The 14,887-nt window shown below is 31.4% G+C and carries 11 protein-coding genes and 1 pseudogene; 6 read left to right on the forward strand and 6 right to left on the reverse strand.

Going from position 1 to position 14,887, the window contains the following annotated elements:
* Positions 1-212: 212 nt before the first annotated feature.
* Complete coding sequence (locus tag GM3709_RS16525) at positions 213-2,714, reverse strand: EAL domain-containing protein (protein ID WP_066121334.1); 2,502 nt, start codon at positions 2,712-2,714, stop codon at positions 213-215.
* A 437-nt stretch (positions 2,715-3,151) separates the two neighbouring features.
* Here GM3709_RS16525 and GM3709_RS16530 point away from each other — a divergent pair, with 437 nt between their 5' ends.
* The 6 genes and pseudogenes from GM3709_RS16530 (at position 3,152) to GM3709_RS16555 (ending at position 7,462) form a co-directional block, all read left to right on the forward strand.
* The gene (locus GM3709_RS16530) at positions 3,152-3,895 is read left to right on the forward strand and encodes a DUF2993 domain-containing protein (protein ID WP_231937585.1); all 744 of its coding nucleotides are present in this window, start codon (positions 3,152-3,154) and stop codon (positions 3,893-3,895) included.
* Positions 3,896-4,234: 339 nt separating this feature from the next.
* Positions 4,235-4,840 (forward strand): GerMN domain-containing protein, encoded by a 606-nt coding sequence (locus tag GM3709_RS16535; RefSeq protein WP_066121338.1) that lies wholly within the window; start codon positions 4,235-4,237, stop codon positions 4,838-4,840.
* A gap of 79 nt (positions 4,841-4,919) precedes the next feature.
* A complete protein-coding gene (locus GM3709_RS20285; RefSeq protein WP_144439453.1) occupies positions 4,920-5,105 on the forward strand; it encodes a hypothetical protein in 186 nt (61 codons plus the stop codon).
* A gap of 37 nt (positions 5,106-5,142) precedes the next feature.
* A complete protein-coding gene (locus GM3709_RS20290; protein WP_144439454.1) occupies positions 5,143-5,328 on the forward strand; it encodes a hypothetical protein in 186 nt (61 codons plus the stop codon).
* 322 nt (positions 5,329-5,650) lie between these two features.
* Positions 5,651-6,615, forward strand: a pseudogene (locus GM3709_RS20295) (ISAzo13 family transposase).
* A gap of 142 nt (positions 6,616-6,757) precedes the next feature.
* Entirely contained in the window at positions 6,758-7,462 is a 705-nt protein-coding gene (locus tag GM3709_RS16555; RefSeq protein WP_066121345.1) for an ISAzo13-like element transposase-related protein, read from the forward strand.
* Positions 7,463-7,664: 202 nt separating this feature from the next.
* Here GM3709_RS16555 and GM3709_RS16560 read toward each other — a convergent pair whose 3' ends face one another.
* The 5 genes from GM3709_RS16560 to GM3709_RS16580 form a co-directional block, all read right to left on the reverse strand.
* Positions 7,665-9,713, reverse strand: a complete 2,049-nt coding sequence (locus GM3709_RS16560) for an AarF/ABC1/UbiB kinase family protein (protein WP_066121347.1) — start codon at positions 9,711-9,713, stop codon at positions 7,665-7,667.
* A gap of 488 nt (positions 9,714-10,201) precedes the next feature.
* Positions 10,202-11,227 (reverse strand): DMT family transporter, encoded by a 1,026-nt coding sequence (locus GM3709_RS16565; protein ID WP_066121349.1) that lies wholly within the window; start codon positions 11,225-11,227, stop codon positions 10,202-10,204.
* Between the two features lie 6 nt (positions 11,228-11,233).
* Complete coding sequence (locus GM3709_RS16570) at positions 11,234-11,584, reverse strand: cupin domain-containing protein (protein ID WP_066121351.1); 351 nt, start codon at positions 11,582-11,584, stop codon at positions 11,234-11,236.
* Positions 11,585-11,845: 261 nt separating this feature from the next.
* A complete protein-coding gene (locus tag GM3709_RS16575; protein ID WP_066121353.1) occupies positions 11,846-13,252 on the reverse strand; it encodes a hypothetical protein in 1,407 nt (468 codons plus the stop codon).
* Between the two features lie 343 nt (positions 13,253-13,595).
* Complete coding sequence (locus GM3709_RS16580) at positions 13,596-14,705, reverse strand: tetratricopeptide repeat protein (RefSeq protein WP_066121355.1); 1,110 nt, start codon at positions 14,703-14,705, stop codon at positions 13,596-13,598.
* Between the last annotated feature and the right edge of the window lie 182 nt (positions 14,706-14,887).

Genomic DNA, 14,887 nt, shown 5'->3' on the forward strand with positions numbered 1-14,887 from the left:
CCCAGAAGTCTTTTATGCTGTGCGATGCCAAAGGCACAGCTACGCTGCACGAGCTAACATTTATTTAATAGTATAAAATCGCTCCAAACTTTAAATTGGTAAATTTAATTCTGTAGTATGGTTTAATCATTATTTTCAAAGCACTTTAAAAATATATAATAATAGTAAAAATCGGAAAGTGACAAACGTCTTCTAACAGATAATTGAGGTGATTAAGATAAATATATTTTGCGAATAGAATCATCAATTTGTTTTTGTTGTTTTAATAAATATTGAGTAAAATTAATAGGAGATAAAGGTTGAGAAAAGAAATAACCTTGACCATAATCACAATTTAATTCTTTTAACATATCTACTTCTTCTTTTGTTTCTATTCCATTAGCAATGATTTTTATATTTAATACTTTTCCTAGAGTAATAATAGATTGAACTAACTGTTTTGTTTGTTCATTTTTTAGTAAATTATGAATCAAAGATGGATCAATTTTTAAAGATTTAAAGGTAAATTTTAGTAAATTTTTTAAGGAAGAACAACCTACTCCAAAACTATCTAAACACAAATTTATATCTGATTGAGATAAATCTTTGAGAATTTCTGAAACTAAGTATTTTCTTTCCAATAATATTTCTTCTTTAATTTCAATTTCTATACTGTTATTATAACTTTTATTTTCCGTAATAAAACTCATTAGGCTTTTGATTATATCTTGATCTTGAAATTGATATTCTGATAAGTTAATACTAATGGGAATGTTTTTAATTTTTTCCCATTTTTTAATATCTTGTATAACAGACTTTAAAATCCAATTTTCTAAAGCAAAAATCATTCCATTTTTTTCAAGAATAGGGATAAATTTTTCAGGATAAATTAACCCAATTTCCTTATTTTCCCATCTTATTAATGCCTCTGCACTAATAATTAATTGAGAATTCAGTTCAACTACTGGTTGATATACTATTTTAAATTCTTGTTTTTCGATGGCTTGAAGAAAATTTTTTTCTAAATGAGATTTATTTATTTCTTTTTTATTCATCTCTATTCGATAAAATTGAAACTGATTACGTCCATTTTTCTTCGATTCATACATAGCTAAATCAGCATTACGAATTAGTTGTTTTAGATTGTCTCCATCGTGGGGAAAAATTGTAATACCGATGCTGGCTGAAATTGATACTTGATGATTAAAAATATCAAAAGATTTTTGTAATAAATCAATAATTTTTTTGGCAATTATTTTTAAATCTGTAATTTTTTCTACCGCAGGAATTGCCATGAAAAATTCATCTCCTCCTAAACGAGCTAATAAATCACTACTACGCAATGCTTTTTTCATTCTTTCAGTGGCTTGGATTAATAATTCATCTCCAAAATCATGGCCTAAATTATCGTTGACTTCTTTAAAATGATCTAAATCAATAAACATTAATCCCAAATTAGTATGATTTTCTTCCGCTTGAGTTAAGAGATAATTAATTTTTTCTAAAGCATAATTTCGATTGGGAATATTTGTTAAATGGTCATATTTTGCTTGATATTGTAAAAGAATTTCTTGTTCTTTTTTCTCTGTTATATCTTCTTTTACTGCCATAAAATGAGTGATGGCACCAGCAGAGTTAAAAATGGGAGAAATTAATGCTTTTTCCCAATATAAATCTCCGTTTTTTTTCTTATTATGAAATTCTCCTTGCCATTCTTTTCCTTTAGTAATAGTTTGCCACAGATTTTTATAATCAGATTCACTACTATGATCTGATCTAAGAATGCGAGGATTTTTTCCTAAAATTTCTTCTTCTTTATATCCAGAAACTTCTTCAAATTTTGGATTAACATATTCTATATTACCATTAATGTCTGTGATAATAATTGAAGCCGGACTTTGTTCTGATGCTTGAAATAATATTTTTAATTTCTCCTCCATTTTTTTTCTTTCTGTTACATCAATAAAAGAGATTAAGTAAGCACTTTTATCATTCCAAATAATTGGAACTGCTCTCATTTCTACTCTCATTAATTGTTGATTCGATCGAGGTATTTCTAATTCACTTATTTTATCAAATTCTAAGGGTAATCCAAAGTTTTCTCCTCTCATTTCTTTTTGATTTCGATCGAATAATTTTTCTGCTTCTTTATTAACAAATAAAATTTTTCCCACTTGATCTACTACTAACATACCATTGAGATTATTATTAATAATCGTTCTTAATCTATCCTCACTCTTTTTTAATGCTAACTGAGCATTTTTTTTAGCTTTAATTTCTTTAATCAGAATCTTATTTTGTTCTTCCAAATTCTGATTTAACCTTCTAATTTTTAAACAAACATTAATTCTTGATAATAATTCAGGAAACTTAAAAGGTTTAGTAACATAATCAACAGCACCCAATTCCAAGCCTTTAACTTTATCTTGAATATCATCTAGGGCAGTCAAAAAAATGATAGGAATATCTTTTGTGATAGGAGAAGATTTTAATAAAGAACAAGCATCAAAACCGTTTAAATTGGGCATTAAAATATCTAATAAAATTAGATCGGGAGAAGCCTTTTCTATGGCAGGTATAGCTTTTAAAATATCAGTTTCTACGAGAATATCGAAGCCTTCACTTTTTAAAAAAATAGAAAGTAAATTTAAGTTAATTTTTTGATCATCAACAGCATAGATAAGAAAAGAGTTTCTCTTATCAGATAATATTTTTACTCCTTGATTTTTTTTCATTTTTAAGAGGCAATTAACATTCATGCTGTTTAAAAGTTAAGTAAGTTTTCTATAAATTTTTAACTCTCCTTTTGATAATAATTAATGATAAGTTTCTATAGTTACAAGAAATTATCTTATTTAGTTAATAGTAGTAATTATTCAACAAAAATAGAAATAATAAATCAATTTTTTAGGGAGGATATTGTTTTAGTCAAAAAATATAAAATATGAATAAATTTGATTATAATAAAGTATAGCAAGTCTCAATGAGTCGAATAAATAACCTTACCCAAACTTATTAATACCAATATCAAGGAGGTAAAGAGAAAAGTAGTTGAGAAATTGCATAATTAATTTAGATCACCTATAAAAACTATTTAGATGTTTGTTGAATAAATTTTAAATTGAGTTACCTATAAAGTATGGAATTTTTTGTTATCTTTACTACCATTATAATGTCTTTATTTACGGGCGGAGGATTAATCCTTAATAATTCTTTAACCAATATCATTAGTAACAATTCGGAAGAAGTTGGAAATGTAAAAGTTCGAGTTAATAGCATTCCAACTCACCAACTAATTAAAGGAGAAGCAGATTCTATTCAAATTAGCCTCAAGCAATGGCAACCTCGTCCTCAGATTCGGGTAGAATTATTAGAGTTAGAAACCGATCGAATTGGAGTCAATTTAGGAGAAATAAGAGAATTAAAAAGAGATAATTGGCAAAATATCTTAAAAAAACCTCTTAATATGGGTTGGCGTACCATCATGACAGAAAAAGATATAAATAACTTAATAAAATCTCCCCAAGCACAATCTGTTATCACTAAATTTTCTGGAGATTCTTCTGATTTTGAATTGCTTGACTTAAGTGTTAATTTACAACCGAATAATCGAGTCGGTATTGATACTCAATTAAAGTTGCCTACTAGGGGAGAAGAAATCTTAAATGTTAGTTTAGAATTTAATTTGGAGTTGATTAAAGGTCATACTCTAAAAATTAGTGATATAAAAGGAACATTAAATGATAGACAACTATCATCTAAACTATTGCAGGGTTTTGTTGATAACATTAATAATGAATTGAGTTTGCGAAATCTGGAAAAATCAGGCATCACAGTGAGACTTCTGAGATTAAATATCCTTGAAGATAATGTGGAAATAGCTGGTTTTGTTAATCTTCAGCCCTCTATACCTTAACTAAAGAAAACTAATATCAGTAGATATAGCAATCCTATATGAGTCGTGACAAATAATTATGTTTAATGAGAGCAATCAGCCATTAGCAATTAGTTATCAGCTATTGTGAAGTTAAATTTCTGATCACCATTAGTAATTGATTACTTATTCTTTAATGGAAAAAAAGCTAAAAGCTAATCCCTTTAATTAAAAGTATCTAAAATTCTCACAAATGATTTAGGAATGCTATAGAAAAATGGATTAATAAATACTTGTAAACTGACTTTTTCTTGGTTTTGATTCACTGGATTATATTAAACAAATATAAAATTTTTTGCTATTTAATCAATTAGAGGAATTATGACTAAAAATAACGATCGAAATCCTATTTTTTCGACAAAAACCATTGCCGCATTAGCTACCACAGTGTTGGCAGTTGGCACAATATCTGCTTGGTATGCTTATAGTAATTTAAAAGTCGAAAATCCTGATAAAAATTCCCCAAGTCAACCTGTAGAGATAATACCTGATCCTGTAGCCAATGAAAGCTCGATCGAATTATATGGGTTAAATGATGAATTAGCCCTTGTTCCTAGTATAGTTAAAATTGAAAAAGGACAAAATGATCAAGAATCTTTAATTAACGGATTCAATAAATTACTAACGGTATCAGAAAGTGACTCTTTAAAAACAGCAATCCCTCAAAATACTAAGTTAGTCAGCTTAACAGTAAAAGAAGACGGGATTCATGTGGATTTATCTCAAGAATTTACAAGTGGAGGAGGTAGTGCTTCCATGGTTGGACGTTTAGGACAAGTGATTTATAGTGCTAGTAGTTTGAATCCAAGTGCTAATGTGTGGATTAACGTAGAAGGTAAACCTTTAGAAGTTTTAGGGGGAGAAGGGATAATGGTTGAGCAACCGATGACAAGAGAATTATTTATCGAGTCTTTTCCAGCCAATTAATCTAATTTTTTGATATGGGAGGTGCAAAAAAAAGATATACCAGTTACAATGAATAAACAAGATTTTTGTAATTCACAAAATGGCACATCCCAAAATAGAATTAGCACAAAAAGTACAATCTTCTCTCAAAGATGCTTCTATTAAATTAACAGGCTATAAAAAAAGAACCTTTATGGCACAAGCTACTCTTGATTATTTTGGCGGTAGCCCTAGGAAAGCTGAGACTTACATGGGATGCTCGAAAGACAGTAGCAAAAGGGCTTGAGGAATTGAAAACAGGTATTATCTGTTGCGATAATCACTTGTGCAAAGGTAGAAAGAAAATCGAGATAAAATTTCCACAATTAGAATCGGATATTCGTTCTCTAGTAGATGATAAATCACAAGCAGATCCCAAATTTCAAACAGTACTGTGTTATACAAGAACCAGTGCCAGAGCAGTAAAACAAGCACTAATAGAGGAAAAAGGCTATCTAGGTGATTTCTGAAAAAGGATCTACCCAAAAAAAACAAAAATGTGATATAATCATAGCTTAACAGTAAATATAATTGGTATTGCATTGAATGGATCAGGTAGGTCACACTATTCAACTAACACAATCTCAAATCGAAGATATGCGAATGGCGGCAAGTAAGATGTATGGTGCTTATCGTCGCTCGTTTCAAGCTCAAATGTGTTTGAAGTATTGTAGAGGAAGTGCTAGAAAAGCAGAAAGAACTTGGGGATGGGGAAGAGAAAATGTTCAACTGGGCTTGGAAGAAGAACGTACTGGCATTATCTGTTTGGGAGCACAATCAATGTCCAGTGGAATGAAAAAATGGGAACAAAAATGTCCAGATGTAGCAATTGTATTACGAGAAATAGCGGAAGCTCATTGTCAACAAGAACCGAGTTTCAAAACATCAATAGCTTATACGAGATTAACGGCATCAGAAGCAATCGCTCAGTTAAAACAAAGGGGATTCAGTGAAGAAGAAATTTCGGTAGCCAGTACAATGGCGACAATCCTGAATCGAATGGGCTATCGATTAAGAAAAATAGTGAAAGCAAAGCCTCAAAAAAAATTCCAGAGACCGATGCCATCTTTGAAAATCTGAAAAATAAAGATCTCAAAAATGTGCAAGGAGTAAAACGTTTAAGCATGGATTGCAAAGCAAGGGTAAATATAGGAGATTACTCTCGAGGGGGAAAAACCAGAGGGAATAATCAAGCACAAGATCATGATATGGGGGGAAAAGAAAAATACATTCCCTGTGGTATAGTAGATGAAGATAGTGGTCAATTATATCTGAACTTTAGTAGTTCCCATAAGACAAGTGATTTTATGGTGGATAATTTATGGATGTGGTGGGAGCAGGTTAGTCCACAAGAACAAGAACAAATAAACTTAATTCAAATAAAAGTGGATAATGGTTCAGAAAGCAGTGGTGTTAGAACTCAGTTTTTGAACAGAATCGTAGAATTTGCGAGAAAAATAGGGAAAAAGATTCAGTTACTGTATTTTCCGCCCTATCATAGCAAGTATAATCCGATTGAACGCTGTTGGGGAATACTAGAACAACATTGGAACGGGGCGATATTAAGTAATGTTGAAACAATGTTAGAATGGGCGAAAACTATGACATGGAAAGGTTTAAAATCAATTGTTAACTTATCACAAAAAATATATGAAAAAGGAATCTCGTTAACAAAAAAAGAAATGAAAAGTATTGAAATGTACTTAGAACGCAATCCAGAATTACCTAAATGGGATATTCTTATTCGACCTTCTTAGTGGGTAATTTCTTTCTCAGAAATCACCCTAACAGAACAATTACCGTCTCGTCAAACAATTGGAAACATCCTCAATCGAATGGGCTATGTTTTAAAAAAACACAAAAAACAAAACCTTTGAAAAAATACCAGAGACGGATGCTATATTTGAAAATGTTTCTGGGGCTAAAAAATCATCACAGGAAAATAAAAAATCCTTAAGGATTTCTATTGATAGCAAGGCAAAAGTAAGGGTAGGAGAGTTTTCTCGAGAAGGTTATGATCGCAATCGTGAGCCATTGAGAGCATTAGATCACGATTATAATCCAGAATCAATATTAGTACCATTCGGGATTTTAGATGTACTCAAAAATCAATTATGGATTTATTTTGGCAAAAGTAAAGAAACCAGTGATTTTATTGTGGATTGTTTAGAAATGTGGTGGAAAGAAAATTCACAAAGTTACACAGAAATAGAAGAATTGATGATTGAATTAGATGGGGGTAGTTCCACTCGTAGTAATCGGACTCAATTTATAAAAAGAATGGTTGAGTTCTGCCGATGGAGTAAATTAAAGATTAGATTGGTATATTATCCACCCTATCATAGCAAATATAATACAATAGAAAGATGTTGGGCCTGTTTAGAGAACTTTTGGAACGGAACAATATTAGACTCGGTGGAAAAGACGGTGCAATGGGCGAAAAATATGACATGGAAGGGGGTAAAACCCATAGTAAAAATATTAGACAAAACCGATGAAAAAGGAATTAAGTCATCATCGGAAGAATTAGCTGAGTGCCAAAAATTTTGGCATCGGTCAGAAATACTACCGTCATGGGATGTGACAATAATACCTAGAGGTTAACTGGTACTTTATTTTATTGCACTTCCCTTAACTCATTTAGGTATGATTTCAAGAATTGCCAGATAATTCATTATGGACAGTGGGAGGTATTGGTAATGCTCAATTAATTATAGCATTCCTAAATCATTTGTGAGAATTTTAGATACTTTTAATTATTAAATTCTAATAGCTGATAGCTAATTAATATTTATCATTAATAATCCTAAACTTTTGATTTAACTGCTGAAGGCAAGGATAATTGAGGATTTGACTTATAGCTATTATTTACTTTACCGTTACCATTACTGCTGTTATTTGAGTCCAATAAAATACTGCGAATCATTCTAGCCGTAGCTTTTTGGGCTAATCCTCCCGCTATTTTTTGACCCAATTTTTGAGTTTCACGATTTTGTAAAATATTGGTGATAATGGGGATTAATTTAAACGGATCATAACCATCTGTTTCCTGTAAAATTTGCAGAATATTGGTTAAATGTTCGATCGATTCTTCATTAATTATATTCTTTCCATTACCATTATTATTTATTTTTGAATTAATAGGTTTTAAACCTAAAGTTTCTCTGATGGTAGTAGAAATATTTAACCATGTTTTTTGACCAAAATTATCTAAAGAATTAACAATTTCATCCGCTAATCTATCTCTAATGAATTCACCTCTTTCTGAAAATAAATAATCCACTCCTTGATTGATTACTTTATCGAAGTCATAGTCAGGAGAATCTTTCGCATTTCTTAACAAATTTTCCAGACGATTCCAACGAAAACTACCATCTTTAAATAATAAATCTTTGAGAGAATTACGCAATTCTTGGGATTGATCTGTTAACAATCTTTTGGCAACATAAGGATAGGCTTTACTTAATACCTTGAAATCGGGATCAATATTAATAGCAATACCTTCCAACGTTACCATCGATCTAATAATTAAAGCATAATAAGCAGGAACTCGAAAGGGAAATTCATACATCATCGCCGACATTTCATCGGTGATTTTTTTAAAATTCAATTCAGCTACACTAGCACCTAGGGCATTATTAAAAACGTTTCCTAGTGCCGGTATAATGGGTGTTAAGTCAGTATCTGGAGTCAAAAAGTCTAATTTGACATAATCTTGAGCTAAGGAGTCAAAATCACGATTTACGAGGTGAACTACCGCCTCAATTAATCCATATCGTTGATAAGGTAAAATTGTACTCATCATACCAAAATCAAGATAAGCTAGTCTGCCGTCAGGCATTGCTAGTAAGTTACCCGGATGGGGATCTGCATGAAAGAAACCGTGTTCTAACAATTGTCTGAGAGAACATTGTACTCCTACTTCTACTAAATATGTTGCATCAATACCTTGAGCTTGTATTTCTTCAATTTGAGTCAATTTTGTGCCATTAATCCATTCCATAGTTAACACTCTTCTACCCGTGTATTCCCAATAGATTTTTGGTACATAGATTTCTTTTATATGTCCATATAATTCATTAAATCGAGCGGCGTTTTTGCCTTCTTGAAGGTAGTTCATTTCTTCAAAAATACGCTCTGCTAATTCATCGGTAATGGCGACTAAGTCGGATCGAACACGTTTGACATTGTTTTTAACCCATCCTGCGATCGATCGCATAATATAAATATCTAAGGTAATACGTCTTACTAAGTCTGGACGTTGAACTTTGATGGCTACTTCTTCACCTGTTTTAAGTCTTCCTCGATAAACTTGTCCTAAAGATGCTGCCGCAATGGGATCAACTGATATTTCAGCATAAATTCGATCAGGAGTTGCACCTAATTCTTCAGTGATAAATTGATAAGCGATTTCGTTGGGAAAAGGCGGCAATTGATCTTGTAATGTGGTTAGTTCTTGTAAATAAGCAGGAGAAACTAAATCAGGGCGCGTAGATAAAGCCTGACCAATTTTAATATAAGCAGGTCCTAATTTTGTTAAAACTTTTTTGAGTTTAACGGCTCTTTTTGACTCATTTTTTGCAGAATTACCCCACAAAGAATCCCACCAATTATCAAACATCAACCCAAGTACGGGAAAAATAATATTTAACAAGCGAGTAAAAACTTGAAACGATCGCTTACTATAATATTCCATAATAATATCAGGGTTATAACGCCAAGTATCAGGAGACATATCGCTAATAGGCCCTAGATCTTCTTGATGTTTTTTTGGTATTACTATAGGTTGAACATGAACATTGATAATATTGTCGGCATTTTCACTAATTTCTGTGGGTGTAATGATTTGAGTCATGAATTTACTTAATATTATCGATTACTGTTATGAGAATATGGCAAATAACGATTAGCTTTTAATCATTAGTTTGTTAATTATTGTAACAAAATCTTTAGATTTTTTAAGAAAAAAACGATTTTTAATAATTTTGTAATAGATCCATAAGTCGTAATTATCTGAGTTTGAGAAAAAAATCCTTGATGTAGGTAGGTTTTAGGCTTTAGGGTTTAGGTTTTAGGTTCTAAAAATACCAAATCTGATTGAATTATTTAATTAAATTAATCTAAGTGAAATCAATTGTTGACAGTTTTTTATCAATTATTTACCTAATACTGAACAACTAATACCTAATACCTTGCTATTACCCATACATTTTGCATCGAACTGAGATCTAATTTTGCCAATTATTTACAGATGTCGATGATTTAAAGTTTAGAAATCATTTAGGATTACTTTTTGTCACTTTATGCTTTTCTTTGTGCTTTTGGGAGAAACCCTTTAATCTGCTAAACTCCTTTAAAACCCATAGGCGTTTCCATTGCGTTACGTGGAGTAGGTTTAGGTTGATGTAAATTGCCCATAAAACTTAATATAACTCCGACGAACAATAAACTTCCCCCAAAATATTGAGCCATAGTTGGAACTTCTCCTAAAATTAAATAAGCCATGAAAATAGCGGCGATCGGATTTAATAAATTAGATAAGTTAAGTTGCGTTGAGGTGGCATTCTTTAAACCTACTAACCAACATAATTGACCGATTACAACAATAACTCCAGCATAAACTAACATCCATTGCCAAAGAAAAGGGGAAAATACTTGACCAAAATGTTGTACCCCGTAAAGAATATTTGCTAAAAGAAAAAAAATTACTGTGCCTAGTATATTACGATAAATCATAAAAATACCTATCGGAATGGATTTTAATTGTAATTTGCCCATAACTGTAGAAATAGAACTAATAATCGCTGCGATCGCCACTAAAATTTCGCCGATGCCGATTTGAAATTTTCCCATTATCATAATCTCTCCAGAACTTCCTAACAATGCAGTTATTATCACTCCTAGCAAGGAAATAAAAGATCCTCCTATTGTCCAGAAATTAACCGGTGAATCGAATAACCAAACACTCAATGCAAGAATTAAAATAGGTTCTATACGCCCAATTAAAACGATATTAGTGACATTAGTTTTTTCAAGAGCGGTAAAAATTAACCAAGGAGCGATCGCTCCTGATAAAATACCTGTGATTGTTAAACTAATCCAATCTTGACGAGTTAAAGTTTTGACAGTAGTGGGTTTGCAATCTTGATGAAAAAGAAGAAACATCAATGCCAAGGCACAAATATTACCGACAAATAAAACATTACAGGATGAAATCGGATTTTGACCATTGACTAGGTGATAGTTGCCAATCTCAATAAGTTTACTGATGACGGAGTTGGAAGCCGCAAAAATTAAGACAGCAATGGCAAGATAGATGGATGGGGGAAGTGTAGTTAAATTTTTCTGTATGCTACTAATAACTTTCATTATCTGTTAAGGTAATGCTTTCTCGTAGCCAATGTGGGGGGCTGAATAAATAGATACAAATACAGCATCTTCATTACTATCATTAATCGCTCCATGAATCTGATTTTTTCCGGCTAAAGCAACTTCACCCGCATTCAAATTTTGGCTTTGACCATCACCTAAATAATAGGTTAAAGTACCTTTCATCATAACCCAAGTATCTTGTCCATCCGGGTGATAATGAGGTTGAATCATTTGTCCTGGTTTAACACACCACACAGCAATGCTAGAGTTTTCCGTCTGAGTAATTTCAGTTACTGTAGCGTTTTGATCATTGGAAAGAGTATAATTTTGTAAAGCAAAAATTCTTGTATTCATATCTAGGCTTTGGTGAAAAAGTTTTTTGGTGAGGGTAAAAGATAGAAGTTAGGAGAGAGGAGAAATACCTATAAATCAAGAACTCAATCTTTGTGTTAATAATAGTTATACAAGTATTTTCCTTAGATAATAGTATCAAAAGTATTAAGTTTTTGACTAAAAATTGCTAAAACTGCACACTTTCTTATTTAAGTTTTTCTGGCTATTTTAACTACTACAAGGGGGTTTTAAACCCTATAAGCTAATTTTCCTAAATATATCTTACTTAAAAGGGCCGAGAATATTTTTTTCGATAAGAGTTTGAGTAGCAGAATTATTCGCAAAAGTACGTTTAGCGTCTATCTGAATTTGAACGGCTCTACCTACTTCTAAATGGCGAGAGTCGATCGGTAATTTGCCAACGTCAATAATAAAACGATTATTCCCATAACGAATAAATTGAGGAGGTATTTCCCCTTCATAACGTAAAGTATAATCACTAACAGGACGCAAACGAGCTTCAGGAGAATTAGAAACGCTATATCGGATATAAAAATTTGTGGCTATCAAGTCAGACTTTTCCGCTTCGTCAATAATTTCTAATTGTAAATTTTCACCAAATCCGGATAAACTTTTGTTTTTAAGACGAATCGCATCTTGAGATTTTATAGCATTAAATACAAATAACTCTGTTACATTATTTCTTTGTAAGATATTAGTTTCTAACCATAAATCTTCAGGAAATTTCATGGCAACATTTCGATCGTCTTGTAAATTGAGAGTAATAGTTCGATCGCCAAAAGGTGCAAAAACTTGGGGTGCATTCCAAATTAGAACCACGGAATTTTCCACTCTTTCCACTAACTCCAAATATTGATCATCAATGATTGAACCTTGAGCAAATAAGTTAGTGGCACCTGTGCGAGTTTCCCAAATATTTTTCGATAAACTAAAACCTCTATTTTTCAATTCTGCCATCGTCACAGAAGCCGTTAATCGATCGGGTGCTAAAGGTTGATTCCTATTAATTAAAGTCAGAGATCCCAATTTTCCATCTCTTCCAGCTCGACCCGATCGACCATTTTTACCGTTTTCTCCGTTAATACACCTAAATTCTTTAGTCCCACAACTATAATCAGGAGATCCTGGCTTTCCACTACAAGACTCTACAGTCCAATAAGGTTTGGGACATTGACAACCACTACCACCATTACCACCTTCTCCCGGACGACCACCTTTTCCGCCATTACTCTGTACATAAATTTGTCGAAGATAATTTTTATCAGTAGCATAAATAGTTAATGATCCACCATTACCACCATCACCACCATTACCGCCAGTACCACCATCTCCGCCATTACCCCCCACAAGATTATAATTAACATTCACTGGTTGATTATCACAAAGGGCATTTTCTCCCGTGGCACCATTTTCTCCTGATAATCCTTCTTGTCCTGATAGATTAAGATTTAGAGGTGAACCATCTGCAAAAATAGTTAATGCTTCACTATTTCTACCAATATTCCCATCTTTACCATTAGTTCCTTCTGCTCCATCTTTCCCAAAACCTATTATTTGATTAGCAGAAGCCGATAAAAAACACATTGCAGATTTGGGAGATAAAGACGGAAAGACGTCGGGAATAAAGAAAAATAATGTTATTAAAAAAACTTTTGCTAACCAAGCCATGATAATTAGATCTAATAAATAATCACAATTTAATACTTCACGACTTTATCATAATCAATGACCAATCAAAATTAACAGAAAAAATTAGGAATTAATTAGGGTTTGCTGAATAAATCAGAAGACTATTAAAATCAAGAGTTTCTACATACTACACTAACAAAAAAGTGTACAGTTTTAGCAATTATTAGTTAAAAACCTAGCATTTTTCACTTATTTTTTTAAGAACCAGCTTACTTATATGTATATTACACAAAACCTTAAAACCTTGATTTTTTGATTATTTAACTTAAAATCTAACACCGTTCCTCATCAAAATACTTTTTCAGCAACCCCTAACCCCTATTTATGAATTTGTTTGTAAGAAGATTAAACCACTATAAAGTTGAAATGCTTCATCCCAGACAGTTTCTTCTCTGCGAAAAAGATTAATATGAGAGCTTACTTGTTTTAACATTTCTGGAAATTGGACTGCCCCTTCAGCAAATAACGTAAAGTCAGACCATAAGGGTTTATCAGCTATTTTAGTATTAAAAAAATCAATTATATGTTGCCATTTTTCTTTCGCTGTTTTCCCTTCTGTTGCTATTTCTAAGCCTCGATCGAATTTATAAAATTGATCACTAAATCTTACAATTAAATTTTGAGAGATGAAGTGTAAATCATAAAACTTTGCATAGTCAAGAGTTGATATTTTTTTCTGAGGTTTTCGTCTTGCATCTAAATGTAACGTTTGCTCAAAAATAGGAATTAAACCTTGAACTTTATTATTAATCTCCTCCCATTTAAAAGTAATAGTTATTTCTTCTTGATTACCATCTTCACATAAAATATTTACTTCCAATTCTTCTTGGCTAATAATATATTGAGCTTGATAAATTTTCATATTATTGATATTTTTTATTCGATGACAAAAACAAGGAATTTCAGCCTGAAATAACTCTGATTGATAATAATTTAATTCTCCTAAACTACCAGTTTTATAAAGTCTTAAACTTCGAGTAGGGATTTGTAAAGTGGCAGTATAGTTATCCATATCCATAATTTTAGCGAATTTAGGTGCTAATATTTTTTTCTGTTCAAGGGTTACTGGTTCTAAAATCAACACTGCTAAATCTGCACTATTTTCTAGGCTTTTAAATTCTTGAAGTTTTTTTTCTTGTATTTCTTTGTTTTCCTGATCTTTAATTTTTTGTTTTTCTATATTTATTTTTACTATTCTTTCTATACCATCACGAATTAATTTAATTAGTTTAGGATCGGGATATATATTATCTTTTACAATTTGTCGATAATTAGCTTCCGCTTCAGTTAAATTACCTTCTTTTTCTACGATTAATGTTTGATAATATCTGATCCATAAATCATTTTTATTTTCTGAGAATAATTCGGTTAAAATTTCTTTAGCTTCGTCATAATTTTCGCTATCTATAGCTAATTTAATTTTTTCAAACATTTTAAATACTTAGGAATTAAATAATAGATTTATTTGTTAAAGAGTAATCCTAAATCATCTGTGGGAAATAAATTATTAAGACAAAAGCGTTAAAACTGTTTTAAAACCTTACACCTTTACATGATATTTTTCTCATAGCTTAAATAGGATTGCTATATTATTATTATTTATCAAAAACAAAA

It is taken from the genome of Geminocystis sp. NIES-3709, from assembly GCF_001548115.1.
Lineage (GTDB): Bacteria > Cyanobacteriota > Cyanobacteriia > Cyanobacteriales > Cyanobacteriaceae > Geminocystis.

Coding starts and splice junctions, on each gene's coding strand:
- GM3709_RS16570 (WP_066121351.1), bottom strand. CDS start 11,584: ATGAATACAAGAATTTTTGCTTTACAAAATTATACTCTTTCCAATGAT.
- GM3709_RS16530 (WP_231937585.1), top strand. CDS start 3,152: ATGTCTTTATTTACGGGCGGAGGATTAATCCTTAATAATTCTTTAACC.
- GM3709_RS20285 (WP_144439453.1), top strand. CDS start 4,920: ATGGCACATCCCAAAATAGAATTAGCACAAAAAGTACAATCTTCTCTC.
- GM3709_RS16560 (WP_066121347.1), bottom strand. CDS start 9,713: ATGACTCAAATCATTACACCCACAGAAATTAGTGAAAATGCCGACAAT.
- GM3709_RS16580 (WP_066121355.1), bottom strand. CDS start 14,705: ATGTTTGAAAAAATTAAATTAGCTATAGATAGCGAAAATTATGACGAA.
- GM3709_RS16525 (WP_066121334.1), bottom strand. CDS start 2,714: ATGAAAAAAAATCAAGGAGTAAAAATATTATCTGATAAGAGAAACTCT.
- GM3709_RS16535 (WP_066121338.1), top strand. CDS start 4,235: ATGACTAAAAATAACGATCGAAATCCTATTTTTTCGACAAAAACCATT.
- GM3709_RS16565 (WP_066121349.1), bottom strand. CDS start 11,227: ATGAAAGTTATTAGTAGCATACAGAAAAATTTAACTACACTTCCCCCA.
- GM3709_RS16575 (WP_066121353.1), bottom strand. CDS start 13,252: ATGGCTTGGTTAGCAAAAGTTTTTTTAATAACATTATTTTTCTTTATT.